Source organism: Vibrio sp. YT-16 (genome assembly GCF_033337405.1).
In the GTDB taxonomy this organism is placed as follows: Bacteria; Pseudomonadota; Gammaproteobacteria; order Enterobacterales; family Vibrionaceae; genus Vibrio; species Vibrio alginolyticus.
In genome coordinates this window covers 104,185-129,924 of sequence record NZ_JAWOQQ010000012.1, presented here as the reverse complement: position 1 = coordinate 129,924, position 25,740 = coordinate 104,185, and the positions used below count along the sequence as shown (strand labels likewise).

Genomic DNA, 25,740 nt, shown 5'->3' with positions numbered 1-25,740 from the left:
GCCAATAATGTTCAGCTGGAACTACCTTAAAGCCATGTGTGTTTTCTATGTATTAATGTCTTTAATCTCTCTTACCAAAAGGACACCATTAGAGTTTTTTATACACCTCCTGTCAAAATACAACCAAGGCAACAACTTGCCATATCGAAAAAACGAAATTTGGAAGCCAGATAACCGATAAGAAATTGTTCTTATTCGTAGGTTACCTTACAGCTTCGTTTGTTGTTTGTTATCCGAAAATGACGTATATTTATCAAAATAATAGGGGTTACTATGATGAAATTAAGATTAATTTTACCTTTACTCGTGATGAGTAGCGCGCAAGCGGGGGTTGTATTTACTGAATACGAGTCAGATACCGCTTATGGTTTAAACGACATCCAATCTAAAGTCGGTTACCAAAATAAATTACCTGCTCACGAAATACTGAATGCTTTAGCACCAGCTGGTTGGCGGGTAAATATTGGACCAGGCATCTCTTCCCACCAATTAGCCTGGGTACCTTCACCTAATTGGCGCAGTGCTGTTGCTAAGATACAGGAACTAAATTCCGGTATTTATATTGTTCTAAATGAACAAGAACGAGTGTTGGCTGCATCCAAAAATCGTGAACACCTTACGTACCTTCAGACACGAACACCAAAACTCTGGACATTAGACCCTAAACTGTCACTCAAAGAGAACTTTGAGGTTTGGAATACAAAGTCCAATATCGACATTATTTGGGGCTCTAAATACGACTTCCCTGTTAAATCACGTTCGGTATTGATTGGTGACCTAACAGGAAGAGACGGAGTCTTAGATAGAGTGCTTAAGGAGACGTTAAAAACAAAAGAACCACTGTGGATTAGTTACAGCCCTGAAATTGGTGCTGCTCATATCCTAAAAGGCGGTTCTACTGAAAAAGGGACTTACCAGTAATGAACAACACATTGAAACTTAAAGCTCTCACACTAACCATTATCGCGCTTGTCAGTGGTTGTAGTACTCCTGGTAAAGATGCCAATAGAGTTGCGACAGCACAGGCAGACGCTGCCACTGAGACGATTCAAAAACACAGACTTAAACCCGGTATAGATCAGAGCGTCTACAGCGAAGACAATAATTACGTTATTCTTGGGGAACCTTTCAAGTTAAAAGAAAGGCAAGACCTTCCAGAGATTTTTCTTACCCCGAGTAAATTCATGTCATATCGCTCTAAACCCCTTAGCGACACGATTGACTATTTGAACAATAAGTATGCCTCGTATGGGGTTTACATTAGCTTTACTAGCGACGCTATCAAGTATCTTAACCAAGACTCTGGAAGTTCCAAAGCAAGCGGTGGTACAAGTGATTCTACTGGTGATGATTTAGACGTTTCGGCACTTTATACAGATACGAACAAAGGGTCACTATTAGATGGCGCAAAAGTGTCTATTTCCCTGAACTTTGAAAAGCACGTTGCTTTAAAGCAAGTGTTGGATGCTATCGCAGCAAAAACCAACCTATGGTGGAAATACCAATCTGATGGTCGTGTATCCTTTTACCGACAAGAAACTAGACACTTTCGGATCGACCAATATGCTGGTAGTACAACTTTAAAATCAAGTATCAATTCGTCTACTAGCGGTGGTCAGCAAGGCGAGGGGACAAGCTCTCAAACTTCGAGTTCTCACTCATATTCATTTGACCGTGACCTAGGGAAACCAATGGACCAACTCCTCAAGGGGATTAAATCCATTGCTTCTGAAGATGCAAAAGTAGAAGTGTTACCTGCACTAAGTATGGTTGCTGTAACTGACACACCTCGAAAGCTGCGAATTGTTGAGAACTTTATTGATGAGTCAAATTCTACTGCTGGAAAGATGATCAGGCTCGATATAGAGCTATGGGAACTGATCACTACAGACGAATCAAATTACGGCATTGAGCAATCTATTAAATACGCTAAGAATGACTTCGAACTTAAAATCGATGGAGTTCCAGTTGGTGATGCAGCTAAGTTAGGTGGTTTAGGGCTGAGTATCGGTGATGGTAGCTTCAAAGGCACTGAAATGGCATTGAAGGCTCTTCAGGGGACTAAATCTCTTTCGCTTAAAAAGTCAATTACGACAACTGTACCAAACAATGATGTTATTCCAGTCCAGTTCGTAAATGAAAAGAAATATGCGGATAAAATCGACCAAAGTGTATCTGGTGATGTTGTAACACAATCTGCAAGCACAGATACAACAACAAACGGTATTGTTTTCTTAGCTTCACCACGTGTTAACTCAGATGGAACAATTGCTGTCCGTATCGTAACTGATGTAAGTACCTTAAATGCAATTGACCCACTAGAAGTTGGTAATACACAACTTCAACTAACAGACAGAACTGTTACTGCCATGGTTAGCGCTAGAAATATCCGTTCAGGCGAAACAATGGTTATGACTGGGTTCGAGCAAGTGATTGACAATGGCCAAAACCAGTCAGTTCTAGGCGATTTGCTATGGATGTTTGGTGGCAATGACTCTAATGCTAAAACACGCTCAGTGATGCTAGTAATTATCACGCCTCATATCGAAAAAGTTTAACCCAATTAGGTCCTTTTATGCAGTCACTAGAAGAACTTGGATTTGATAGGCACTACATCGGTTTAGATTGGTACGAGGTTTCAGAATCCGATAAGACCATCCATATCAAAAATCTGGTTAACAAATACGACGCTACAAATGCAGTAATTGTTGAAGGGTCAACAATTGATGATGCACCAAAATCAACAATCGGTTTCGCTCAAAGCATAACGACAAAATACTACAGCGCGGCGGCAATCGTCGCTCGCGCTATTTGTGTCGATCACCCGAATGCTTTCTTCATACAAAAGCTACCATCCGGTAAATATTGGTATCTTTTGGTAATTGATAAGTGCCCAGCTGGTGGTGAGAATGATTTGGTATTTGAAACGGTGGAAGAAGTTATCCAACAGATCTTCGACCATTATCAAATGTACGATCTTCATCACGTAAAATTACGCTATGTAGTCCCTAATGAGATAACAGAAAATATCTCAGAACTATTTGAAGAGTCACGTTCAGAGTACCAACAGCACTCATATGACGTCATATGTGAAGCTGTACCTAATGAAAAGTTCGCTCAAATTCAAACAATTGAGCAGCTACTCAACACAAACCCCCTATCAAAGATAAAACCATCCCACATCGTATTTGTGGCTCTTGGAATTATATTTTTGATAGGTGTGCAGGTATATAAATCTAACTCCAAGCAAGAGTATGTAATTCCTGACATAGATTCAATGGTGAAGAAAGCATCAAGCAGTACTCTAGCTAAGCAAGCTGAAAACGATTTGAATCATAAAAAAATCGAGAGAATAGACAAGGCAAATGCAACTAAAGAGGAAGCAAAATGGCTTACTCAACGTTTAACCGCATCAGATCCTAAAAAGGTCATTTTGAACCTTAAAGCCTATATTAACTCTCTTCCTGTTGATGTTGGTGGATGGTTCCCAATGACTGTCGATCTCGTTACCAAAGGAATCATTACTAGAGACTCATCAACAGTAGACAAACCAGCAGACCAAGAGTTTTTTCATGAGACGACCGTTTTGTGGAAAAACGGAGGGACAACGGTTGCCAATTTTAGAGACAACATCGAATTCGATGGAACTATCACTTATTCACTCTCTGGAGAAGAGATTACTACGTCTCAAATAGTACCGCTTCCTAAACCAGACCATTATTTTGATGAAAGTGACGCTTTTATCTTCATAAAGGAAACTCACGGCCACTACCTAGACTTACTAACCTTCATTCAGCAACAAGCAGAGAAGACACAAGGAAGACTGTACGGAGCGATTTCAGCAAACCGCAAAACAGAAAGGGAGATCCCTTTTAAAAACGAAACATATTCCACTGAAGTAAGAAACCCACAAATAGATTACACCGTTGTGAATGTACAACTTTCGTTAAGTGGGTTTGGTTGGGCATTTAACTATTTGGACCAACTAGCTAACGATATCGACAAATTTAAAAGCATGATTATACAGAGCATTTCGATAAATCTGGAAACAGAAGAGATCGTTCTTAAGATGCAGTACATACACGAAAGTAGCATTCTTAATCAACAAGACAAAGAGGTTTCATTACGTGAAAATTAATACTATTACCCTATGCATCGCGACCCAATTGTTGAGCTTTACAACTTTTGCAAATGATCAATCCGGGCAGACTTACCAAGACATCCAAAAACAACGAAGCCTCTCTATAGAGGAAAACAAATCACTCTCGCAAAATGAGTTGATACGAGCCCAAAAAGAGCATGCTAATAAGATGTTAATGCTTGACAATCAGTATCAGCAGCTTTTGATAGAAAATAACAAATTACTAAACGGTGGGCCTGAACCGAAAAAAGAGAAGGCATCGGATGAAGAGCGTTTAGCAAAATTCCAGGAGGAGACTAGGACAAAGCGTAGAGCTCAACGAGAAGCTGAAGTTAATGCTCTGCTAAACGAAATGGAAAAACAAATCTTCGTTACAGATATTTATGAGATAGCTGGTCAGTTGAAAGGTGAGTTTTGGCATAAGGGGGCTATCCAAACTTTAAAAGAAGGGGAGAGCTTTGGGGACTGGTATGTAGATTCACTGTCATTTCAAGGCGCTGTAGTCATGCCTTTCGATTATTCAACTCACAAAATGGACAAATCAAGAGCACGACATATCACGGTTAAAACCTCTGACGAAGCAATTGACCGCTTTAAGAAAGCGCAAACATTCCGAGACCGTATTATCGAGCAGAAGATTGGGGAGCTTTCAGAATCAAGTATGTTTGGAGCCCCGGCGCCTACATTAATTAATGACTCTCCCTCTCAAGGTTTAATGTTCAAGTGAGAATTTCATGACTAGTACTAACTTAGCAGAGTATAGACCTGCAACCAGCATTGTAGAATCCAGCGCAAACGAATACGACATTTTGTCAGATTCAATTTCTGGTGATTTAATAAAATACTTTGGTAGTCGTAGTAGCTCTAGTTCACACTTCTTTAACGACTTAACATACGACACTAGAGAACAACTTCCTTGGGCCTTAGGTGGTATCATTGACAAGGACAAAGTGGCACATCCAGCTTATGGTAAAAAATTCCTTATTTCGGATGGCCATATTCAAGGTATGGATGAAGGATACAACTACCTTACCGTCTTAATGACAGAAGACTTTTCAAAGTCAATCACACAAGTTCGAGCGACTATCAGAGATGATTTGGGATATACCGATCATACTCATACAAAAGTCATTAATCTTAAGTGCTCAGAAGACCTAATCCTATTACTTGCTGATGTCATCTTCATGGGCTCTGAAGAAAACCAATCTAAAGATGATGAGGGCAGAAGTTTTAAAGCGATCACTGCGTCTGTTTTAGAATCACACCCTGCAACGTCAGACATTCACTTTGAAGTATCTAATATACCTGGCAACACGTTAGTACGTATACGTGTAGATGGCGATTTAATTGATTTCAAAGAATATACATACGATAGGCTTTACGAGACGGTTGATGTTGCTTACAACATCATCGGTGGGGATGAAGCATCCGGCTCTAGCATCCAAGGTAACAACCTAAGCTGGAAAGAACCTCAATCTGGTAAATTTATCTACACGTATAACAATACTCAAATTGAAATGCGTGTTGAATTTGCACCAAGAGAAACTGAGGGCGGTGGAGATCTAGTATGCAGGATTACCAGTAAAGGGGAGAAATCCTCTATAAGAAAGCTAGATAAAGCTGGATATCACCCAGTTCAAACGCTGTTGATTAAAAAACACTCCAGTAAAAAACAAGGAAATATACTGTTTGCTGGTGTTACAGGTTCTGGTAAGACCCAGTCCATGTATTCAGTTATCGATTACTTACAAGACCTGTACAAATCTACTCGGAAGTTTGTTACTGCCGAAAACCCTATCGAGATGAACTTAGAGGGCGTTTCACAAGTTAACTTAGAAGATAACTCTAGCGCTTCTGATAATGAAATGAACACATTAACCAAGCAGTTTGAACGAATTTCCGAAAGCTTCATGCGACTAGACCCAGATATCATGGGTACAGGAGAAATACGTTGCTACAATTCAGCAAAATTTGCAATTGAATCTGCCCGAACTGGCCATGTATGTTTCTCAACAATACATGCCGCATCTTCTTGTGATGTACCAGGTCGCTTGGACGGTTTCGGAGTAGCTAGATCAGTCTATCAATCATCAAACACCCTAACTGTCATCATTGCTCAGTCTTTAGTACGAACCGTGTGCCCGTCCTGTAGTCGAAGTTATGATGAGCTTCCGAATAACTCTCCATTAGTTTATTCATTAATACAAAGCTTATCTTCCCTAGAGTTACTTGAGTACCTGCCGAACATACGTTTCGCAAAGCAAGGTGGGTGTGAAGAGTGTAATTATTCTGTAGATGGCCGTGTTGGACGAACACCTGTAGCTGAAGTCTTGGCGCCAGATCAAACAATCAGAAACCTATGGGCTAAAAACGAAGATGATTTGGCTAAAGCTCATTGGCTAAACACTGGTGGTTTTACTAAGTTAGAGCACGCAATTTATAAAATGTGCAAAGGGGTATTGGACCCTGAGATGATAGAACGTGAAATCGATCAACTTGTGGTCTCTCGATTAGATCGTGAAGAGCTAAATGTTTCTCTCTACCACCCAGAGGTTTAATTAATGGAAAACGATATTAACCAAAAGTTGCTCAGAATAAAGAGTCAATACCTTAGTGATGACTTCATTGATACCTTAAAGCTAAAGTATACAAACTTTCGTGTGGGCTCAAAGAGAAAGTCTCAACTTCTAGAGAAAATTGCATCACGTTTAGCAGATGGTGATTCAATCGTAAATGTATTGGACTCCCTCTATGAAGCATATAAGTCCCAACAACCAAAATCCCAAGAAACAAAGTTCGTAAAATATCTTGCAGACCGGTACCGATACAGACCAGTTATCTCATACATGCTCGCACCATTCTTTGATAAAACCACTATTGGAGTTGCTTACGCAATCGAGAAGAAAACTGCAGCATACAAAGTAATACGCATATGTGTCAGCCAATTACAAAGAAAACAACAAATGAGAGGTGCTGGCTTTTTAGGAATAGTCGGTCCAATTATAGGTGTTGGTTTGATTATGTTGATTTGTAGTCTTGCACACTTATACATCTATGCTGTGCTGTTTAAGGGGCTTAATATAAAACCAACTCCTATTATGACATTTGCAAGAGAGTTTACAAAAACTGTATACGAGCTAAGCCCATTTATTACAGGCACATTGGTGATATACGGGACCTGGGTAGTTTGGAGTTTACCCAATCAAATTAATCGGAGATTAACTAAATTACCACCTTGGAATGTTGTTGACGCGATTAATTCCGCTATAACCCTACAAACATTCAATGCTCTTTTGAAAGTCGGGATGCCCTCTTCAGAAGCACTAAAGCTTGTTGGTTCCCACTCAACGCCATATGTAAAACATTGGTGCCAAAAAATGCGTCTTAATATGATTGGAGGAAAGAGTGAAGGGCAAGCACTCGCCTGTGATTTCTTTAGTAGAGAACCAAGAATTGAGATTGAGTCGTATGCTACAACCTCTGACTTTACTAATAAACTAGACGATATCACCGAAGAAGTATTTGCTAACACTGAAATGCTAGTAAAAAAGCTTACGACAGGGATCATGCTCGGTTGCATGATGGCAGTTTTAACTGTAAACGCCATAGTTGGCCTTTCTATTTCTTCAATTGGTCAAACCCTTAACTAAGTTTGATAATAAAATTAACAAATTGTGAAAACCATATTCCACTTGATTGATATATGCCAATCATGTATAAAATCCAATAGCTTTCAAAGAGGAAAATAGCTATGTTATTTAAACCAAAAAAACAATATTCAAAGAAACTAAACCGCGTTCATGCAAAACGTAAAGGTGCATTTCTATCTACAGAGCTTCAATTAGTCCTGGCATTCGTGGGCATTATGGTTGTCGGTATTGCTACAACTATGGGGGATTCAGGTGCGGGTAAACTTGTTGACGATGCTGAGTCAGCTCTACTACAAGCATCGGACGAACTACGACGTACAGTGGGTGGCTTTGGTTCATACGCATCTGTTAACAACACTGACTGTTACGACAAAAACATCTGGCCTTCAAGCTGGTTAAGTGCAACCCAAGATGAATTTACCACACCTTTTTCTGATAATGGCTTGACCTGTGGAAGCGTAGACACCGCGACTAACCGTGATGGGATTACAACTACTGGTACAGGTAAATTCTTCACTTTCACTTTCTCAAATGTAGAAACAGATCAGTGTAACCTACTCGTTGGTCGTGTATTCCAAAACTTCGTTGAGATCCAGGTTGAAGGTACGCGAATTGATGGTAATGACACTCTTAAAACACAGTGTGCATCTGGCGATGAAGTAGCAATCACATTCATCAACCGTTAATCATTATTAATAAGAGTGGCCAATATGCTGCCTAGAACCTCAATCAAAAGACAAAGAGGCTTTTTCCTTCAACTTGGCATATTGGCCTCTACTGTCGCTTTAAGTATCATCATGTCCACTTACCTCATGATGAAAAGTGATCAATACGAATCTCAAGTAGACCAACTTCAAGGGCAGCGTATAGCAACGCTGCTTCATGCTATCAAGAATGCCTCAAGACAAAGTGGCTCATTAGCCCAATGGAATCAGCCGGGCCAACCCTTCCAAAACGGTGCTGAGCACATTGGAACAATGTGGTTGAAGCCAAACACCTGTGGTGGTACCCAAACATCTGAGTTCCTATTCTGTGACTTCGAAGATTCCCCTAGAATTGGGGATAACATGCAATACAAAACTGAAGTTACAAATGATGGAACCCAGGTCGAACTCAAATTAACTGTCTCAAATACTGCTGAAACTCGGGGATTTGACTTCTCTGGTGAAAACGGAGTCAAACGTTCATGTACTATAGCCCGAATTGCTGGTGGAGGTTTGGCAAACCTAAATTCAGGCACCTCAATCTCGCAAGTGGATTGCGACTTTGATACAGGTATCATTACTATGGATATCACTTGGGGCACAAGCTTCTCTGATGACCTGAGTATCCATGGTACAAACTCACCGTTAGCTACAATCGACTGGAATGGACAGGATGTCGATAATATGGACCGCCTTGAAGTATCTAGCATTGTGGACCGAGAAAACCCTGTATTTAGACTCGATTTGAATGGAACCAGCAACCTCAACAACCTCAACGTTAATTCCATAGACGCGAACTCCGGTACTATTGACACGTTACGCTCCAATTCTGCAAACTTAACTAGTGTTCGCGGCACTGACCTTGATTACGATAACGCTGACATTGATCGTGCTGATATTAATAGAGCTGACATCAATAACGGCGATATAAATACAGCTAGTATAGGCTCAGCAACAATAGACCAAGCTACAGTACGGAATAGAATCAACCAAACCAACTCATCGCAAATGAATAATTTCGCAGGGGGCTTGGCAATCGGTACTGGTTCAAACATATCAACTCTAGAGAATGGCTCTCTTTATGTCCCTGGAGCCGTTGTTGATTTCAATGACCCCTCAATGTTTTTTGACCCAAATGGCGTTTCTCGAACAAGAGACATTCGTTTGACATCGAGAGGGGGTGTAGCTCTCTCAAACCTAACAAGTAAATATGTTCACCAAGGTTCCGCTACAATAAACGGAGTTGGTGCAATTAAAGGTGTAAATTGTGGTGATGGTGCAGGTTATGCGGCAAATAGAATTGTTGTAGACTGGCAAGATAGTAAGCGTTACCACTCAGCGAACGGTGTAGTCGTATCTGACTATTCATTAAACCGAATCGGTGTTACAAAAAATGCATCTGGCTCACAATTTCTTGTCCGCCTTTACTCGTATAATTTCAAAACTAAACTTTGGGAAACACCTAGAGAAAACCGAGCACTAGCAACTATCTATTGCTATTACCCTTAAATATCTTCCCTTCCAGGGCATACCAAACTATAATATATTATAGACTAAGCTTAAGGTATGCCCTATGAACCTACTTCTTGCTATCTTCTTTGGAATTCTTCGTACTCCGGCTCTACTTTTTTATGTAACTACAGGAGTCGTTCACTACGTAATGGGCAAGCTCGTAAGGACGGTCCTAATCCCTTTATCATACGTAACAGAGAAACTCCTTAAACCCAATCACTATCTAATCGGCCTTGGTGGCCTTTTAATACTATACAAAGGATATGAGTATCTACGTGCTATAGCAGTATCAATTGCTGATACAGAAGTGTTTCTATATATGCCCGTTTGGTTACTAAGTTATCTTGAGTTTAGTGATGTACCATTTGATAGGCTAGGCTTGCCGGGTGCACAAAGACCACTTACAGAATCAATGTTAGATTTCGAGCAGGTATTGTTTGGTAAATTCGATGTAATTGATTTGTACTTGGTCTGGTGGTGGTTCTTTTTAGGGAGTCAACTAGGGCTTTACATCTACTATGCAGTAAACAGGCTTTTGAAGACAATGAACCTCGATTAAGACAATGAAAAAAGAGCCATTATCTGAATTAGTCTGAATGCAATCTGTGAGTTTCTTTATCTCGATGTGACTAGGTCTGACAGGTTGCCCTTAATCGGCTCTGTCCAATAGTTTGCTAGAGATTGAATGACTTTCTAATGTTCTCTATAGCTTGAGTGCTATACATAACCATATTTTCCCCTTGGTCGTTATACAGTTCCAATTTTCTTGATTTTAAAGTGTGGATTAGTTGCCAGCTTTTTATCTAGTCGAGGTGCTAACCACTCTTTAAACGCTTTTTTCCGTTCAGCTTTTCTAACATCTTCCACAGCAAATACTTTGTATTTTGCTTGGTTTTTTGGCTCGCCAAGCCACTTCTTGATAGCTGAATCTGTCCACAATCGATCTGTTTTTAGTCGAGTTACCGTAATCCAGTTTTTCGACCACTCAACAAAACGCTTTCGCTCTTTGATAGCTCGAATCTCTTGTTGGCTTTTAACCCAATTGGGATCGACAGCAAACTGCTTGTGGCCGATAAACCTACCGCGAGGCTTAGGCATCCTTTTCCCCCTACGACTGGTTAGATGGTTCACGGACTTTGAAGCCGTTTGGTCTAGTTAGTGAAACGGCATCACCAACCCTAGATACATTCCATGTTTCAATTAAGTTAACTTGGTCGTTTATAACTCGCACTTTGATGTTTTCATTTTCAGGATCTATTTTGATGCAATTATTGCCTCCAACTGAATGAGAGTACCCAAACAACCAATTTACGGACTCGTTGGGGCACTCTTCGAATCCATGAACATAACCAATTTCACTATCATCAATCTGTAGCTCAGCTACAGGTGAGATGTAGATAGTAATATCAGCCATTTGCTCATTGACCATTTCGTTATAATCATCTACAAGGTCACAAGCACTCAAAAGAGGCAGTGCGATAGCTAATGTTAATATGCTTTTCAATTTCATCATTTCCCCTTAAATTACGTTTCTTGTTTTCAGCTCATCTACGTGGCGTTCTTCACGATAAACACGAGATCATGGCCCTTATACATCAATCAATGCTTTCAACAAATCCCTCTATTAGCTCAGATGTATTCGATTGTGCACCACCAGCGAATCCAGTTGAGCTATTTAATGAAGGTAAGATTTCTTTTATAAGGTTCAATATTGACAGTCGAGTTAAAGTGTAGGAGGTCATATCTTTAACTCTTTTTGCTTCCATCTCCTGGGCGGGATTATTGATCTCCATTTCCTTATTGGCCGTTTTTATTTTCTCTTTTAACAGCCCTAGTTGCTTGATCTTAGAAAACTTTAATTCGTTATTAACAGTAAACCCTAAAGTGGCGTTCCATTCGCAAGATAGTTGAAGTGGGCGCTTTTGCGCTAGTAAATTAGCATTGATTTCATCTGACTCAATATCCTGGTTACTGTATCTCACCTTGTTCGCACCGTTCGCTCTATTCTCAAATGCAATATCACCATTTTTAATTGCCAACGTAGGCGGTAACTCCAGGCTGCTAAGCCAACTAGTAAATACACTCGAAACATCATTATTAACTGTTAGCGGGCTCGCAGGAAATGTTTTGAATGTAAGCTTGAATAAATCAATAATCGCTTCAACTTCTTTGTTTCCACTTGAACCGATAAAAAGAAACTTTAGCTCAGTATTAAACCAAACAATGATATCTTTGAAACGTGTAAGCGATTTCGGTATAAGAAGGTTTTCACACATTTCACGTAAATTCTTGACATCTTGTGAAGAAACCTTGGCATTTACTCCCCATGTCCTGGGGGAATCTTGTGCAAGCTGAATCATTTTCTGCCTGACAGCTTCGTCCAATGTACTAGATGCAACAGACCTAAAGCGCTTTTCTATACGAAAAATGTAATCGTTTTCTAGCTTAATGTAAGGTTTATTTGATTGCAGTAACTCAGCCCAGCCATATTTAGTCTTAATCGCACCAGTCAAAGGCTTCGCTTTCAGTTTCTCAAACATTTCAGAGTGCAGATTTGGGTCCAAGTTGAAGTCTTCAGGTAACTTGTAAATCACAAAGGTTTTAAACATGATTTACCTCGGCTTTATTGGAAAGTGGCAGTAAACGCATAGGATCTTTTTTGATGGCAACTAAAAATGAATACACAGAACCAAAGCGATTGGTGTCATATTGCCAATATAAATGCAGGTAATGAAAATAGATAAAGGAAGTAAATGCACTTAGCAAGGTCAAATACATGGATGTCATTAGGTAACTAAATTGAACCTCCGAGGTTACTATCGTTACAATAATGAATTTGGCAACACTGTTTACAGCGAAGAAGCAAAAAGCCAATACGAAAAATAGCGTTAGCCAAATAGACAGCTGTAGGTTTCTGGCTTTGCCTTCAACCTGTTCATCATTCATGTCGAAACCAGCTTTAACAACCTCATCGAAAGGTACAAGATTGAAGTGTACGGGGGTCTCCATGAACGGAACCATTTTCATATGGGCGGGGACAGCTCTAACAAGTTCCATGTACGTAGTTGGCTTCACTTCGGTACGCTGAATGGTTAAATCATACCGTCCATCTTCCCCTTTTTTTAAAATCAAACGGTTCGCTGATTCAGAGGCTGTCAACTGAGGTAGATGAGGGCTAATTTCAAGCATATCGTTTGCTAGCTGCTCATTAGAATCACTGGGACGCTCCTCGTGTTTTAGAACCAACAAACGATTACTGTCTTTCTTAAAATCAGGAACACTTCCATTAGCCTCTGAAAACACACTCGATTCAAACAAGCTATAACCATGTTTCAGTAGGTACTCTCTATTGACTTCGGTGTATGAGTCTAGATAAGGCAGGGACGTTAAAGGGTCAAAAGATTGCTGATAATCTCTTGCAGACTTTATTTCATTTAGTAGGCCTCCAGGGAGCCTGTATTCATTATGAATACTCTCCAGAGCTCTATCTATAGGGGTTATATGAACCCACTCAGTCCAAAACCTCAGTCTAAACATATTCCATGTCCAATCATTTGGGGTCTTGCTTGTGGCGTTTTTAAAAAAAGTTGAAAGTATCATAGATTACATAGTCCTATTTGCTTGCACTTGGTGGTCGTTCAGACTTTTCACCATTTCCTGTGTTTCCATTTCCGTTATTACCACTGCCATTATTACCATTGCCTTGCTGATCCTGTTGAGGTTGTTGTTTTTGAAGTGAACCATTAAAAGCATCAGACATTTTGTTGAAGGTACCATTCGTTGCTGATAGGTACTGATCAGAATCACCAAATTGACCAATAGCATCTGTAGCAACCCAAGACATTAAATTGTTGGCAAATAAGTTCGGAGCTTTTAGACAATAAACAAGTAAACCAAATAGAACGATTGGATATCCTCCTGTAAGCATCACTAAATCAAAAAGATCCCAAGAGGAGGGTAGGTTAACTCCAATGGACTTCCACCAAACGCTATTAAGGAAAGCTAAGCTGAGGTTACACATTGCAAAACCAAGCATTAATCCAATTACATGAAGAGTCGGCCTCAGGAATATGGCTCCGTAGAGAGCTGCCATTCTTAGACCATGAACAGCCATTAGCCCTTCACCTGCAGCAGAGGCTAATAAAGCACTGCCCAGGGCAATGCCTGCCAGAGCTTCGGCACAAATGATGAAAAAAGCGGTAACAACAAATAGGAATGTAATTATTGGCACCATTGGCAATACATTACCTAGAATAAAAGCACCGATAAGGCTAGATACAACCAGTGGAGCGACTGTTTTAACGAAGAAGGCCAAAGGTATAGCGAATGGAGCTGACAAAGCAGAACTCTCGAGGGCACCTTTGATGACATCTGCGCCTTCAGTTGCCAATACAACGATGTACCAAATGTTCTTAAGCGCTTCACCTAACGTAGATAATAACGCCAAAGCATTTGTAGACCCTGTAACGTCGAATAGAGCTCCATCATAGTCAATGCCGCTCATCCCTGGCGTTTCTATTGCAGATGCCAGATTACCATTATAATTACCAAGGCTTAGAGCTGAGCTTAATATTCCGGAAGCAACAGATACTATTGCAGACTCGTTGCCAGTCGCCGCTGCTTTTGCGTTTTCATTTGTCGAGTGAACGGCCATTAGTGCGGACCAGTTATTCAACTTCTGCGCCTCAGGCCAATCTGATTTTATGTCTCCACTCATTGCAAGTTGTTCAGTTAAGTCCCAAGTGAACTTTGGAAAATTGCTTGCCAGCCAATACGTCTTACATTCGTTTGCTTCATCTATTTCATCATCAAGAGATGAATCGAAAAGGTTTATACTTGGAATCCATGAGAATACAGAACGGCAGAAACTGGTTCTTTCCGGTATATTTGTACTCATTACATTGTCTAATGAAAAACCTACTCCAGATGAAGCTAATTGCATCATTCCATTCATACGGCTAAACGCTAGAGGAGCCATCATCCAGCCCCCTTCTGTTAATTCTTCGACCAGCGAGGATGAGCCTGATATGCTGATATTCGCTTTAGAACTACCGCAACGACTTGCTTCATATTGACCCTGCCAAGACTGAGATAACTCCCCCATATAACCGCGCTCTACAACTTTAGACTTACACATTGCTAAATCAACGTGCGCTTTGAATAGGTTTTCAGCTAACTCTTTAGAGCCTAATTCATTGAGTAAATATTCACGATAATAAGAGTCATCACTTCTTCGCATTGCCGTTACATATTTTGATAAATCTGCGTTCTTCAGCCGCGATAACATACTCGATACAAGCGTGTGTAATTCTGACATGAAAGTGAACGTAGCCTCTGTACCGTAGTAGTTCGAGTAATATGCAAGCTTTTGCTCCACTGATGAGCTAGCAGTAGGTTTACGGGCGAAATCAAACCTGATTGAACCACAGGCTCCTCCACGAAATTCTAAAATAGCGCCAGTATTTTCAGCCCCATTCTTTCCTATAGGCTCATCGACATAATTAAGAGAAGAAGAAGACCCGCTTGAATTAGGGTACATTGAGCTGATTCGTGAAAATGATGGAAATGAGTCGGTTGGGAATATGCTAGATGTCCCATTTGAATTAATCGATTTTAAAGTGAATTTTCTATCATTTGAGCTTTCAAACAACTCAGCACAAGAAAGCATAGAAACCATAGTTTCTCCAACTGAGAACACTTCACCTACATTCGTAGACGCTATTTGCGCTCCAGTATGATTCACATAATCATTTACTCCAGCTTTCCAGAATACATCAGCTGCTCCCGCACCATGGACGATTACATACATCCCAGAAGCTTGTCCTACCGATACAAAGGAACCAGCAGCATGAATCATAGGCGCCAATGACCCCAACGCTATTGCAATTCTTAATGGAACGTATGGTGACATTTTCCCAAAGACATGACCTGTAGCAGCAGCATTCATCATGATGTGACCAGAGTTATATATGACATTTATTGATCCATAGAGTAGGGCTAAGAAATTGAGCCCCCCCAACATGACCATTAAAGGCGTCAATGTCGCTTCTACACTCTGATTACCAAAAAGGTGATGTACCCAACCACCGAATAAAATTGCTAAAAAGTTTGTTGTCGACCCTGTCTGAACATGAGCCTCTATACAAGTAAGAGTAAAATCTGCACAAGTTGCCATAGGGGACCTCAGTTCATGGTTGCAGCTGTGATAGTGTTGCTCAGTGATTGATAGAAGAAATCGATGTACACAAGGAAAATTCCGAACCCCATATGAACAACAATATGACTAAACTTAATTTGTCCTGACATCTGTGGATTGGCTAAGAGAGTTATTCCCATCACACCTCTGAAGTAAGATATAACTCCGTAAATAGACATGACCGCAAAACAAGCTCGTATAGCAATAGAACGAGTTTGCATCCCCGTTCCTACGGTAGAAACATTGACTAGGTTAGTAGCTCGCTGACTTATGTCATCAAACATTGCCGCAGAATAGGGAGTGCTAAAATCTAATCCTGAACCATGCCAAAATAGACTCCCCCAAGCAGCTATTCCTTCTCCAAATTTCCACATAAATGCTGAAGCTATAAAAACTGCCATTATCAATTTAGGTGAGGGAGGACTTCCATACATTTGGCTAACCATGGGGGACGACGTTCTTGTCCTCATGAGGGCAAGCCATAAATAGACACCCTGGACAAATAGATATAAACCCAGCCCCTGAGCTACTAGGATTATTCCATCAACTAAAATGACAAATTCATGCGTCAGAAACCGCTCTAGAACGTCAGTGACCTCTACAGCCATAATTAGTATTTCCTTGCATTTCCAGCTATTTCATTTAGCAGTTGAGTTTGTAAGCCTAAATTGAATTCGCTTGATAACTGGGAATCCAGTATATGACCCAGCAGAGCAAGGACCCTTGCATCAATTTGAGCGTTCATTCTTTGGACTTGTTCCACAGTGGTAAAATTAGCCTTGCAAGCTTGACCAGCTGGTGTGTTTAACCAATCATCCATTTCACGCTGGGTATTTACCATTGCGGCTTTGCGTGAATAACAAGACTTGTCACCACCATTTCCGTAGAGCTTTATTTGCTCAGGAGAGTTATAGAAATCAATATCAGCCTTTATTTGCTCAAGAATAGATTGAATAGGGCGCCCATTTTCATCACGAGGGTTGGTGAGCCCGTTAACTCTAAGAGCTGTATTAAATCCAGCTGTAGTTCTTAGATGACGTTTAAGCCATCGGTTGTAAGCCATCTTTGCATCTGCACCCGAGTTTTCATTGATAACTTGGTTATTCTCACCGCGGGGCATTTTATTTATTTCACCGGAGCTAAAAAGTACTTTAAGCATGGTGTCAGTGCGCTCTTTCTCATCAGTTGATTTGGAGTAGCCACCTTCACCCATGCCGGGTAAAACACCTTTTATATTTAATAAATCGAGTTCAACAGTATCTCCATGCGTAACGCCCTCTAAAAGTGATACAGACTCATCTGCTAATGATTGCAGCCCTGTTTCACATCTATCTCCTTCACAATCAATTTCATCTGAAAGCTGCACAGCAAAATCAAGGCTATTTGTCTGGGCTTCGCAATAAAAGTCATCTGTAGCTTCATAAAGTGCAGACACCGCTGCTATGCCATCACACATCAATGGTGAGGGTTCCATCTTTGCTTGAAGCTCAAGGTTAGAAGTTTCCGAAACACTGTTAGAAATGGCCTGTGTTGATGCGAGTTCGCGCATCGTATCTTGAGATGCTTTCCATTCCTCCATTAGTTCTGTCATTGTCATTTCAGAAATCTTTAAACCCTTTTCTTCAGCCCATAACATCGCATCTTGAGCACTTTGGCTGATTATCTGACCTAAGCCTGTTGGGTCTGTACAGATTACGGCGTTTGCTGTCCCTGGCAATAAGACCGCCAGGGATAAACTTAATAACGTTTTCTTAAACATTAGCGTGCTCTCTATAAATCAAACCCACCAATATCAAATGATAGGTCTTGAGTTGGTTGAGACGGTGAGTTTCCATCATTTGATGGTTTGGATGGAGTTGCTTCGTTGAATAGTTCGGAGAAGTCGAGTTCAGGCACTTGTGTATGTTCAATAGAATGACCAGTCTTCAACGCCCTATCCGTATTCAATGCGTATTCTGAAACACCAATTTGCAGACACATATGTTCGAACTTTGCATCGTTTAGTCCAACCTCGCGATTCGAGGCAGGGTGGTTTCTTAAGATATGCATTTGTGGGTCGACCAATGGGCCGATAATTGAGTTATTGAATTTCATTTCAACCTCTAATAGACTCGAAACTAATGTCATATTACAATAAAAAACAACATCAGCAAAACCCAAAAGTCACCTATGATTAGACTAACGTTCGATAAAAAATGGATAGATGAATACTGGCAAGAGGTTGAGCCAAAAGTAATGAGCAGCATTTCATCCTTTGAGGCCAGAGAAAGCTGGGTTGTTGAGGATCAGTCTCCATCATTAAGAGAACTTAATCGCATTGCTGAAAACCTACCTCAATTAGCAAATTTCCCATTGAATCAGGATGTGCAAGAGCAAGCCGATCGGTTACTCGTAATTTTGGGGTGCTTACCGCTAAAAACGTCTTTAGCTGCTTTTGGTTGGCTGGGGGCTTTTAGTCAAAACGATCACAAATGGAATTACATTGTCTCTATCCACGCGAACCAAACTCTAGCGAGTCAAAGTATAGAAAACCGAAACCGGTATAAGTTTGCCAAAATTCTTCACACAAGATTAAACCTCTTCAACTTTCTAATCGAATTCGACAAGCAATATATGAGTGAGGATGCAACTCGATTGGCACTGGCAACTCACAAAAGATTAATTCAGGAGAATACTAAGGATGGATAATAATAAAATTATTCGTTTTGCACTTCTAGCTTCAGTCATTGCAACTGTCACTCCCTTTAAGAGTGAAGCAGCAAGGGTATGTCGACAAAAAGTCTCATTGCCAGCACCTTCAGCTGGTATATGTGACGTAGATACAAGCAATCCTAAGATGGGAAACCCATTTGCTTATATAGACCCGACTCAAGGGTGTGATTTCTCTTTTAGTTTGCCAGGTCTACCTTCGTTTAGCCTCGATGGTTTACAAGGAGCTCTATGCGATACCATTCAGGATATTGGGCAGCAAGGCATTGACGACGCACTTGGCCCTGTACTTGATGCGATTCCAGATAGTGTAGACCTCGACCTAGATAATTTGATGGAAGGCATCTTCGATGATCAAATTGAGATGCAAAGTAAATTTTGCCCTGTCTATGACGACAAGGGAAAACTGGTTTCGTACGAATGTGCGTCTGATGGGAATGGTGGCGGTGACATTATAGACATAGAAGACCCTGATCATGGAGACAGAGAATGTTATACACAAAATGGAATTACATACTGTAAGGATGATGAAGGAGAGGTAACTGAACCAGACCCAGAACCTTATGACCCTGAGAAAGACCCAACTTTGCCAATATGCTCAGAGTTAGACAGTTTCTTTGACTCTGAAGGTAACTTAATACCTTGTAGAAACGGTACAAGCAGACAAGCCGTTTACCCTCAATCTGAACAAAACCTTCCTAGTTCATCAAGAGATACCAACCAATCTACCAAACCAAAATGGGATGTGAAAAAAGGGTGGTAATGTGAATTTAATACTTGTTGAAAGCAGCCTTAAATCGAAGCAAGTTAACTTGGCTCTAGGTGCACTAGGTATTCAAGAAGAGTTTACTTGCGGATTTACTATGGGGAGAGTTTTCGATTTTAAGGTCGGAGACCCTTCTCTAAAGTGGTCCCCAAGGAACTCTGACGTATACCAGTATCTGTCTACTCAAATTCAACGCTCAGACAATGTTATCGCTATGACAGATGCTGACGAACAAGGAGAGTACATCGCCTACCAATTGCAAACCATAGCAAATCAATATGGTCGTTCACTTGTGAAAGCCGATCTGAGTGAGTTATCACCTTTAGGCATAAAAACAGCACTGAGTAAGGTTAGGCCAATAAACCTAGACGTTGTAGCACAAGCACATACAGAACGACTATTAAATCTTAAAGTAGCCAATTATGGTATTAATCAGGGTATTGGACCAACGAGTATTCATAAGTTAATGGTTGCAAGCCATTTAATGGATACACCTACTCTTAATGTAGCTACATTCTTAGATGATGAAAGTTCCGTTAAAGCCCTAACTTACAACACTTCCCTAAAGTCAGCCGAGTCTGAATTAGTTGAAGTTCCAACGAAACCGCCATCAACCTTAAACATCTACCAGAACGTAGCAATACACTACGATACGCCTGTCTGTGATATCGCAAATAATCTTCAAGACTTATATCAATCTGGAAAGCTTTCATACGGGCGTGTGACCGAGAATTATTGGTATCCAAGTGCAGAGAACTCCGTAGAAGATACCCTAAGCGAGCTTTGTGTAGCTATAGACATGGAAAGATTTGCGGCATTAACAGAAAGAAACCAAGCCCACTCAGCTATTTATGTCGTTGATCATCGTTCCGTGTACAGCAAACATTCAGAAGTAGAAATGGTAACTGAATTTACAAAAAGTGCTTTGGGCTTGAGCGATAAAAAGACGTATCTAGCTGATGCTGGTGGACCTATTTTGTCAACTGAAGAACTAGTTCAGCCTGGTTTAAAACGCAGCTCCCCAGATATCCAGATCTTACAAAGCTTAAATGAACTTGGCCTATATAAGCCTTCTACCAGCCCAACTCTTTGTAGTTCCCTTAGCTCAGCTTTTTACATTAACTCACAACTGAACAAAGAAGCTCTAAAGTTTCAGTTTTCTATCACTAAGCGTCTTTTCCCTTCTCTCTTAGAACATATAGAGATGCGTCAAAATCCAATCACCCAACGAGTAAACCATAAAGTAGATGGGACGGAACTAACTATCACTAACAACATGGCCAACACCTTGTTTGATAATTTAACGATGAGTAGGTAATCATGATCAAATTCCATAAAAAGAAAGGTTTAGCACTATCATTAATGGCCTTAGCCAGTTTCTACGCTTTTGCTGAGTATAAAACTGATAAAGCACCTATAAAGAGTAATCCAACAAGTGAGGTTTATGTAAGTGGCTCGAGTACTTTGCCAATTGAACAACTCGTTGAAGAAAAAATGAGTGTAACCACATACAAAATAATTAAAATCATGGAAGACACTAACCTTTATGCCGCCTTCACAAACAAAGGGACATTCATTGTTGATAGCGATGTTAACTTTGCAATTAAGGGGAAAATGATTGATCTGTCCAATGGCGATAACATCCTTGGTCGTATATTCGGCGCACATAAGGATGAGATACAGTCAATAATCACCAAAGAGAAGGCAATAGTTGCTTTCACAGATAGCAGTCATAAAGCTTCAGTCAAATTGAGCGACACCAAGCCCAAGCCTCAACCAATTCCAGCTGAACCTTCTGAACATAACACCAACTTAAACAGCTCTCATGAAGAAAAGATAAACGAGATTTTACGTAAATCTCCAGGAGTTCAGGCGTTAATCAAAAGAAAGTTGGCCATGGAAGCGAAACAAGAACAGCTTGAGCATCAAGAAAGTTCTGATTCTAGCAAACAACAACCCGTAACTCAGTCATCTATTCCAAGCGTAAGCTCCGAAAAAACATCTAACACAATCATGGATGAATTAAAGAACATCGAGCCTCATATGCGTCAAAAGTTAGGACCTACATACGCTCCGATGCTTCTTCCAGCAATAGATGATGATAGCTTTATTGTTTATGAAAATGATGCAGATGTCCCTTATAAGGGAACTTTGACAGTTGCTACCGATTTTAGTTGTCCAGTATGTAAACAGCTACATACTCTAATTCCTTCTTTAAATGCTGAGGGTGTAAAGGTACGTTACATGCCTTATCCTAGAAAACGGATTATTGATTACCCATTCGAGAATAACTTTACAGTCGATCAGTATATATATCGTACTCACCAAGAGCCCCTTAATAGCTTTGGTGAGTTAGTGCTTAATGGATACTGCTCTGATGATAATAAAGCCGCATACAATGAACTCTTTTCTACTAAGAGCTTAAGAAACTTTCCAAGTAACATTTCGAAGAGTTGTGAAACTAAAATGAGGGAATTCAAGATTTTGGGCGATTTAATGTTCGCAGGTGGAACTCCCTACCTAGTTTGGGGAGACGAAGACACTCCAGCAAGTGAAAGGGGTTATATTCGCGGAGTTATGAGAAGTGATAGAACAATTTTCGATCTACTAAAACGAAAGGAAAGTTAGTAACTAGATAATAACTTTAGAGATCATCCCAAACCCTGAAACTTTATTTGGCCCATCTTGGGCCAAATTTTTATTCAATATAATAAAAGTCTAATCTATGGGAGTTACTACTATTGCATCCGCATCGTCAGACTCATGATTACCGTCATATGGCACTAGAGTAATTAGAGAGGCAGATTCTAACTTGTTACCAACGCTTGCTGTAACAGGTAGGCACATATGAAGTTGACGATTCTCACTCTTTGTCATGTTATGAACCCCTCTGCGAGATCGTTCAGAAACAATCACCTCCGTTTCGACTTCATAATGCAATTGCAATTCGTGACTACTTGATAAAGAGAGTGGTGTTGGTTCTACTTTGAACCCGGTAAACTCAATTTTCTTTACAGCATCCCAAACTTCACCTAGTGGCCAACCTAAATAGTGGTTGTGTTTTGAATCAATAGAATAAGCAATCATAGAAGACATACTCCTTGAAAGTCCTATTCTACCTTCCGACACTTCTTTAATTTCTAGGCTGAAGATAGAGTATAGCTCTATGTCTGCTCGCCCACTAACTGCAGCAATCCAGGCTGCATTTCCCTCATAGTCACCCATTTGACACCATTGTTTTTAATTGATGAATGTCTTATATTATACAACTATTACCCCCCGCGCAACGAGGCAAACATGAGGTTAGAAGATAGCCTACAAGACCATGTTTTTGATTCAATTAGTAGGTCATTAGGTCTAACTATCAATGAAAAGCAACACCTTCAATTTGCAGTTAACTGGAACACGAATGAGTTGATGCTTTCGTCTTACATGGCTGCTAATGCTCTTAACGGAACATCTACGTTTGACTGCCAGCTGCCTATTGTTTCTATTGATGAAGATGGGGATATAACATCGCTCGAACTCCCCCATGAAATTGATTGGAGCAAGCCAAAGCAACAGTCCCTTCTATCCATAATAGAGATGCACGGTATTCGTCTTGATAAAAGCGAACCTAGTGAAAACTTTAAGACATGGCTAAGGGTTGCACAGCTGAATGAACTACATAGTGTTATTAAGCGATCTGTTGAACACCATCGTAGCAGCAATTCACCGAATGCCCATCAGATTCCGTTGTTATTAGATAGAACAGACTATCTCTTCGAACCTTCGTCAGGTTTGGCCGTACCTAACACGCAATCAATGCTAAGTAATCGTGTTGAAAACCAGATAATCAACCAGACAACCTACAAGCACAATCTAATTCCAGATAACGAAATAGTGGTTAACCCAGCATTAGACATTTCTATTGGGGTGGAAAGATGAAGAAATTCTTTACAATTGGGGTGGCTATAGTTGCATTCATTCCGTACACAAGCCATGCATTCTTAGCTTGGACGATTGTAGATCCAGCCAAAACAGGTCAAAAAGCTAGTCAAACAGCCACTGATGGTATGACAGCAGCTGAAAGAGCGCTGACTAAGTCTCAAGAAATGGCAAACGAGATCAATAACGCGATTAAATCATTCCAAAACGACGACAACCTCAAAGCTTTCCATACAGCTACTGTATCAGGTAGTCACTCTGAAACGCACAATTTGCTAATGCAATCAAAGATGGAAGTTACACCAGGCCTTTGTGAATTTGTTGAGAGGGCGTATGTAGCTAATTTTGATGAACAAGGCTGTCTATTCTTTGATGATGATGGCCTAACTAGTTCACTAGTAATTGAGGGGGAGAAGGTACTTCCTGGAAAACTAGCCGAAGAAACCTTTGATAACCTTAAGTCCAGCATATCTCATAGAGCTCCTATTGGCGCACCTAACCTTCACGAAGAATACACAATCCTTCTAAATGACACCTTTGGGCAAGCAGTATTGAGTGAGTTATCGCACGAAGACCGTTTAGCTATGGATCAGTTAGTTGGTCTATTAACAACTCAAAATCAATCTACGATCCCTCACCCAAAAGACATGAAAGGTTCTGACGATGAACTCAGATTAACTAGAAAACTGAATAGATACCTTCGAAGTGACTTAGCGATTGCCACTATGAAATCGAGTTATATAAAACGCTCCCAATTGAGCGATATGAACTCTATTCAGTCAGATATATGGCAAGGCAGAACGGAAGAGCTTAGCGATATGAAATCCTTAGGAATGCCTGTAGAGACAGTTAATGGGCTGTCTCCTAGGCCGACCAGCGAAAGTGTTGCTCGGATGGATGCAATTCAATCAGCACGATTAGCAAGATACCTTTTGGCCTACTACGAATCACTACTTACAAGAGAAGCCAACCTTGCTCTTAAGACTCAAATTTTAGCGGAGTTAGCAGAAAATGGACTATAACAAACACTCAATAACAGACCTTATTAACAGCATCCCGCTAGAGTCTATTAGGCTTGAAACACCTGACTTTGAATTCGCAAGCCAAGGACAGAGCTTAAGCACCTCTTCTGTAGCTCCCAATTTACCAGAAACTATCAACTTCACTCCAATATCAGAAATAACACCTGACACACCAATAAAACGGTATTCATTTTCACCTACCGTTAACATTGAAAGTACTGGTATCGATGCTGGTGGTATTACAAATGTAGCTGCGAGCTTAAAAAATTCAGCTATTGAGCACTCCGTAGGAAAAGGATCACCTTCAACTGAAGAGCATGTATTGAAGCATACTGAACCTGCTGAGGAAAAGCATATAAAAACAAAAGAAGAACCCCCAGAACAAAAAACTGCATCCCCAGACCAACCAGCAACTATTGAACGTAATGTTGAGAATGAAAACGTTCCTAAACAGGATGAAGAGAAACCAAATAATAGAAAAAAAACTACCCCACCAAGTAAGGAAAACGGAAGGGAGCAGGATAGTGTACAAAATAAAGAAAACAAGAAGGTCGACCAGTACAACCAAAACATAAATACAAATAGGAACTCTTATGGCCTATTTAACCTCAACCATAACGGCTCCAAAGCTCAAGGTGGGCCTTCTTTCTTAACAAACTCCTACAACAAATTAAAAGGAGAACAGCCAGGGTTGAAACAAATCAACAGTGTCATTGATAGGTCAAGAGATCTTCAACAGTCCTACCTGGACCTAAAAGGACTGATTGCAGAAGGAGCACCAGCTTCAACACTTAAAAAAGCTGAGAAAAACTTCGAGAAGATAGCTAGTGACCTAAATAAAAGTGTTTCAAAAGTTCAAAAGGGATTGGACAACCTTGGTCCTAATGCGATTGACCAACTAGGCAAAGCCGTAGGCCAAGACAAGCTATCCCAATGTAAAAAATCACTTGAAACTGCAACTAAATTACTTTCTGGAGAAAACGTTCAGGAAGTAGGTATGCAGACTAGCAAGATTGTCCAGAAAGCTGCGGAAAACATGCACAAAACTGTTGAAAACATTACAAATACAATTAACACAACCATCAACATGCTTGGGTTAGGAAGAGGTTAACG

At 40.4% G+C, this 25,740-nt stretch carries 25 protein-coding genes; 16 read left to right on the top strand and 9 right to left on the bottom strand.

Annotated features, from left to right (window positions below):
* Positions 1 to 273: 273 nt before the first annotated feature.
* The 9 genes from R7F07_RS18280 to R7F07_RS18240 all read left to right on the top strand — a co-directional run bounded on the left by R7F07_RS18280 (position 274) and on the right by R7F07_RS18240 (position 10,566).
* The gene (locus R7F07_RS18280; protein WP_025634121.1) at positions 274 to 921 is read left to right on the top strand and encodes a hypothetical protein; all 648 of its coding nucleotides are present in this window, start codon (positions 274 to 276) and stop codon (positions 919 to 921) included.
* Positions 921 to 2,558: a hypothetical protein gene (locus R7F07_RS18275; RefSeq protein WP_025634122.1), complete on the top strand. Its 1,638-nt coding sequence runs from the start codon at positions 921 to 923 to the stop codon at positions 2,556 to 2,558. Before R7F07_RS18280 ends, R7F07_RS18275 begins: the two co-directional genes overlap by 1 nt.
* Positions 2,559 to 2,575: 17 nt before the next feature.
* Positions 2,576 to 4,138, top strand: coding sequence for a hypothetical protein (locus tag R7F07_RS18270; RefSeq protein ID WP_025634123.1), 1,563 nt, complete (start codon positions 2,576 to 2,578; stop codon positions 4,136 to 4,138).
* On the top strand, positions 4,128 to 4,868 hold the full coding sequence (locus tag R7F07_RS18265) for a hypothetical protein (protein WP_025634125.1): 741 nt from the start codon (positions 4,128 to 4,130) through the stop codon (positions 4,866 to 4,868). Before R7F07_RS18270 ends, R7F07_RS18265 begins: the two co-directional genes overlap by 11 nt.
* A gap of 7 nt (positions 4,869 to 4,875) precedes the next feature.
* The gene (locus R7F07_RS18260) at positions 4,876 to 6,699 is read left to right on the top strand and encodes a GspE/PulE family protein (RefSeq protein ID WP_025634126.1); all 1,824 of its coding nucleotides are present in this window, start codon (positions 4,876 to 4,878) and stop codon (positions 6,697 to 6,699) included.
* A 3-nt stretch (positions 6,700 to 6,702) separates the two neighbouring features.
* Positions 6,703 to 7,791 (top strand): hypothetical protein, encoded by a 1,089-nt coding sequence (locus tag R7F07_RS18255; protein ID WP_025634128.1) that lies wholly within the window; start codon positions 6,703 to 6,705, stop codon positions 7,789 to 7,791.
* A gap of 101 nt (positions 7,792 to 7,892) precedes the next feature.
* On the top strand, positions 7,893 to 8,477 hold the full coding sequence (locus R7F07_RS18250) for a hypothetical protein (RefSeq protein WP_025634129.1): 585 nt from the start codon (positions 7,893 to 7,895) through the stop codon (positions 8,475 to 8,477).
* 111 nt (positions 8,478 to 8,588) lie between these two features.
* Positions 8,589 to 10,004, top strand: coding sequence for a hypothetical protein (locus tag R7F07_RS18245; RefSeq protein WP_139351514.1), 1,416 nt, complete (start codon positions 8,589 to 8,591; stop codon positions 10,002 to 10,004).
* 64 nt (positions 10,005 to 10,068) lie between these two features.
* Entirely contained in the window at positions 10,069 to 10,566 is a 498-nt protein-coding gene (locus R7F07_RS18240; RefSeq protein ID WP_025634132.1) for a hypothetical protein, read from the top strand.
* A 188-nt stretch (positions 10,567 to 10,754) separates the two neighbouring features.
* Here R7F07_RS18240 and R7F07_RS18235 read toward each other — a convergent pair whose 3' ends face one another.
* The 8 genes from R7F07_RS18235 to R7F07_RS18200 all read right to left on the bottom strand — a co-directional run bounded on the left by R7F07_RS18235 (position 10,755) and on the right by R7F07_RS18200 (position 18,297).
* Positions 10,755 to 11,105, bottom strand: coding sequence for a hypothetical protein (locus tag R7F07_RS18235; RefSeq protein WP_025634133.1), 351 nt, complete (start codon positions 11,103 to 11,105; stop codon positions 10,755 to 10,757).
* A gap of 10 nt (positions 11,106 to 11,115) precedes the next feature.
* A complete protein-coding gene (locus R7F07_RS18230; protein WP_025634135.1) occupies positions 11,116 to 11,517 on the bottom strand; it encodes a hypothetical protein in 402 nt (133 codons plus the stop codon).
* Between the two features lie 85 nt (positions 11,518 to 11,602).
* The gene (gene rdgC, locus R7F07_RS18225) at positions 11,603 to 12,616 is read right to left on the bottom strand and encodes a recombination-associated protein RdgC (RefSeq protein WP_025634137.1); all 1,014 of its coding nucleotides are present in this window, start codon (positions 12,614 to 12,616) and stop codon (positions 11,603 to 11,605) included.
* A complete protein-coding gene (locus tag R7F07_RS18220) occupies positions 12,609 to 13,607 on the bottom strand; it encodes a hypothetical protein (RefSeq protein WP_025634139.1) in 999 nt (332 codons plus the stop codon). Before R7F07_RS18220 ends, rdgC begins: the two co-directional genes overlap by 8 nt.
* 13 nt (positions 13,608 to 13,620) lie before the next feature.
* Entirely contained in the window at positions 13,621 to 16,182 is a 2,562-nt protein-coding gene (locus R7F07_RS18215) for a DotA/TraY family protein (protein ID WP_025634141.1), read from the bottom strand.
* A gap of 8 nt (positions 16,183 to 16,190) precedes the next feature.
* On the bottom strand, positions 16,191 to 16,811 hold the full coding sequence (locus R7F07_RS18210; protein WP_025634142.1) for a hypothetical protein: 621 nt from the start codon (positions 16,809 to 16,811) through the stop codon (positions 16,191 to 16,193).
* Positions 16,812 to 16,813: 2 nt separating this feature from the next.
* Positions 16,814 to 17,962, bottom strand: coding sequence for a hypothetical protein (locus tag R7F07_RS18205; protein WP_025634143.1), 1,149 nt, complete (start codon positions 17,960 to 17,962; stop codon positions 16,814 to 16,816).
* Positions 17,963 to 17,973: 11 nt separating this feature from the next.
* Complete coding sequence (locus R7F07_RS18200; protein WP_025634145.1) at positions 17,974 to 18,297, bottom strand: hypothetical protein; 324 nt, start codon at positions 18,295 to 18,297, stop codon at positions 17,974 to 17,976.
* Between the two features lie 75 nt (positions 18,298 to 18,372).
* On the opposite strand from R7F07_RS18200, the gene R7F07_RS18195 reads away from it, so the two are divergent.
* The 4 genes from R7F07_RS18195 to R7F07_RS18180 are packed head-to-tail and all read left to right on the top strand — an operon-like array spanning position 18,373 to position 22,306.
* Positions 18,373 to 18,891 carry a hypothetical protein gene (locus R7F07_RS18195; protein WP_025634146.1) on the top strand — a complete coding sequence of 173 codons (519 nt, stop codon included), beginning with the start codon at positions 18,373 to 18,375 and terminating at the stop codon, positions 18,889 to 18,891.
* The gene (locus tag R7F07_RS18190) at positions 18,884 to 19,675 is read left to right on the top strand and encodes a hypothetical protein (protein ID WP_025634147.1); all 792 of its coding nucleotides are present in this window, start codon (positions 18,884 to 18,886) and stop codon (positions 19,673 to 19,675) included. Before R7F07_RS18195 ends, R7F07_RS18190 begins: the two co-directional genes overlap by 8 nt.
* A 1-nt stretch (position 19,676) precedes the next feature.
* Positions 19,677 to 20,996 carry a toprim domain-containing protein gene (locus R7F07_RS18185; protein ID WP_025634149.1) on the top strand — a complete coding sequence of 440 codons (1,320 nt, stop codon included), beginning with the start codon at positions 19,677 to 19,679 and terminating at the stop codon, positions 20,994 to 20,996.
* Between the two features lie 2 nt (positions 20,997 to 20,998).
* Positions 20,999 to 22,306, top strand: a complete 1,308-nt coding sequence (locus tag R7F07_RS18180; protein WP_025634150.1) for a hypothetical protein — start codon at positions 20,999 to 21,001, stop codon at positions 22,304 to 22,306.
* A 90-nt stretch (positions 22,307 to 22,396) separates the two neighbouring features.
* Here R7F07_RS18180 and R7F07_RS18175 read toward each other — a convergent pair whose 3' ends face one another.
* The gene (locus R7F07_RS18175) at positions 22,397 to 22,903 is read right to left on the bottom strand and encodes a hypothetical protein (protein ID WP_025634152.1); all 507 of its coding nucleotides are present in this window, start codon (positions 22,901 to 22,903) and stop codon (positions 22,397 to 22,399) included.
* 72 nt (positions 22,904 to 22,975) lie between these two features.
* On the opposite strand from R7F07_RS18175, the gene R7F07_RS18170 reads away from it, so the two are divergent.
* The 3 genes from R7F07_RS18170 to R7F07_RS18160 are packed head-to-tail and all read left to right on the top strand — an operon-like array spanning position 22,976 to position 25,738.
* Positions 22,976 to 23,605 carry a hypothetical protein gene (locus R7F07_RS18170; RefSeq protein WP_025634154.1) on the top strand — a complete coding sequence of 210 codons (630 nt, stop codon included), beginning with the start codon at positions 22,976 to 22,978 and terminating at the stop codon, positions 23,603 to 23,605.
* Positions 23,602 to 24,627 carry a hypothetical protein gene (locus tag R7F07_RS18165; protein ID WP_025634155.1) on the top strand — a complete coding sequence of 342 codons (1,026 nt, stop codon included), beginning with the start codon at positions 23,602 to 23,604 and terminating at the stop codon, positions 24,625 to 24,627. Before R7F07_RS18170 ends, R7F07_RS18165 begins: the two co-directional genes overlap by 4 nt.
* A complete protein-coding gene (locus tag R7F07_RS18160; protein ID WP_025634156.1) occupies positions 24,617 to 25,738 on the top strand; it encodes a hypothetical protein in 1,122 nt (373 codons plus the stop codon). Before R7F07_RS18165 ends, R7F07_RS18160 begins: the two co-directional genes overlap by 11 nt.
* The last annotated feature ends 2 nt before the right edge of the window (positions 25,739 to 25,740 follow it).

Excerpts from the sequence above, each read along its gene's own strand:
- R7F07_RS18180 (WP_025634150.1), top strand. The coding sequence starts at position 20,999 with ATGATCAAATTCCATAAAAAGAAAGGTTTAGCACTATCATTAATGGCC.
- R7F07_RS18210 (WP_025634142.1), bottom strand. The coding sequence starts at position 16,811 with ATGGCTGTAGAGGTCACTGACGTTCTAGAGCGGTTTCTGACGCATGAA.
- R7F07_RS18160 (WP_025634156.1), top strand. The coding sequence starts at position 24,617 with ATGGACTATAACAAACACTCAATAACAGACCTTATTAACAGCATCCCG.
- R7F07_RS18200 (WP_025634145.1), bottom strand. The coding sequence starts at position 18,297 with ATGAAATTCAATAACTCAATTATCGGCCCATTGGTCGACCCACAAATG.
- R7F07_RS18240 (WP_025634132.1), top strand. The coding sequence starts at position 10,069 with ATGAACCTACTTCTTGCTATCTTCTTTGGAATTCTTCGTACTCCGGCT.
- R7F07_RS18245 (WP_139351514.1), top strand. The coding sequence starts at position 8,589 with ATGTCCACTTACCTCATGATGAAAAGTGATCAATACGAATCTCAAGTA.
- R7F07_RS18255 (WP_025634128.1), top strand. The coding sequence starts at position 6,703 with ATGGAAAACGATATTAACCAAAAGTTGCTCAGAATAAAGAGTCAATAC.
- R7F07_RS18205 (WP_025634143.1), bottom strand. The coding sequence starts at position 17,962 with ATGTTTAAGAAAACGTTATTAAGTTTATCCCTGGCGGTCTTATTGCCA.
- R7F07_RS18275 (WP_025634122.1), top strand. The coding sequence starts at position 921 with ATGAACAACACATTGAAACTTAAAGCTCTCACACTAACCATTATCGCG.
- R7F07_RS18175 (WP_025634152.1), bottom strand. The coding sequence starts at position 22,903 with ATGGGTGACTATGAGGGAAATGCAGCCTGGATTGCTGCAGTTAGTGGG.
- R7F07_RS18260 (WP_025634126.1), top strand. The coding sequence starts at position 4,876 with ATGACTAGTACTAACTTAGCAGAGTATAGACCTGCAACCAGCATTGTA.
- R7F07_RS18195 (WP_025634146.1), top strand. The coding sequence starts at position 18,373 with ATGATTAGACTAACGTTCGATAAAAAATGGATAGATGAATACTGGCAA.
- R7F07_RS18235 (WP_025634133.1), bottom strand. The coding sequence starts at position 11,105 with ATGCCTAAGCCTCGCGGTAGGTTTATCGGCCACAAGCAGTTTGCTGTC.
- R7F07_RS18250 (WP_025634129.1), top strand. The coding sequence starts at position 7,893 with ATGTTATTTAAACCAAAAAAACAATATTCAAAGAAACTAAACCGCGTT.
- R7F07_RS18170 (WP_025634154.1), top strand. The coding sequence starts at position 22,976 with ATGAGGTTAGAAGATAGCCTACAAGACCATGTTTTTGATTCAATTAGT.
- R7F07_RS18230 (WP_025634135.1), bottom strand. The coding sequence starts at position 11,517 with ATGAAATTGAAAAGCATATTAACATTAGCTATCGCACTGCCTCTTTTG.
- R7F07_RS18165 (WP_025634155.1), top strand. The coding sequence starts at position 23,602 with ATGAAGAAATTCTTTACAATTGGGGTGGCTATAGTTGCATTCATTCCG.
- R7F07_RS18280 (WP_025634121.1), top strand. The coding sequence starts at position 274 with ATGATGAAATTAAGATTAATTTTACCTTTACTCGTGATGAGTAGCGCG.
- R7F07_RS18215 (WP_025634141.1), bottom strand. The coding sequence starts at position 16,182 with ATGGCAACTTGTGCAGATTTTACTCTTACTTGTATAGAGGCTCATGTT.
- R7F07_RS18270 (WP_025634123.1), top strand. The coding sequence starts at position 2,576 with ATGCAGTCACTAGAAGAACTTGGATTTGATAGGCACTACATCGGTTTA.
- R7F07_RS18220 (WP_025634139.1), bottom strand. The coding sequence starts at position 13,607 with ATGATACTTTCAACTTTTTTTAAAAACGCCACAAGCAAGACCCCAAAT.
- R7F07_RS18190 (WP_025634147.1), top strand. The coding sequence starts at position 18,884 with ATGGATAATAATAAAATTATTCGTTTTGCACTTCTAGCTTCAGTCATT.
- rdgC (WP_025634137.1), bottom strand. The coding sequence starts at position 12,616 with ATGTTTAAAACCTTTGTGATTTACAAGTTACCTGAAGACTTCAACTTG.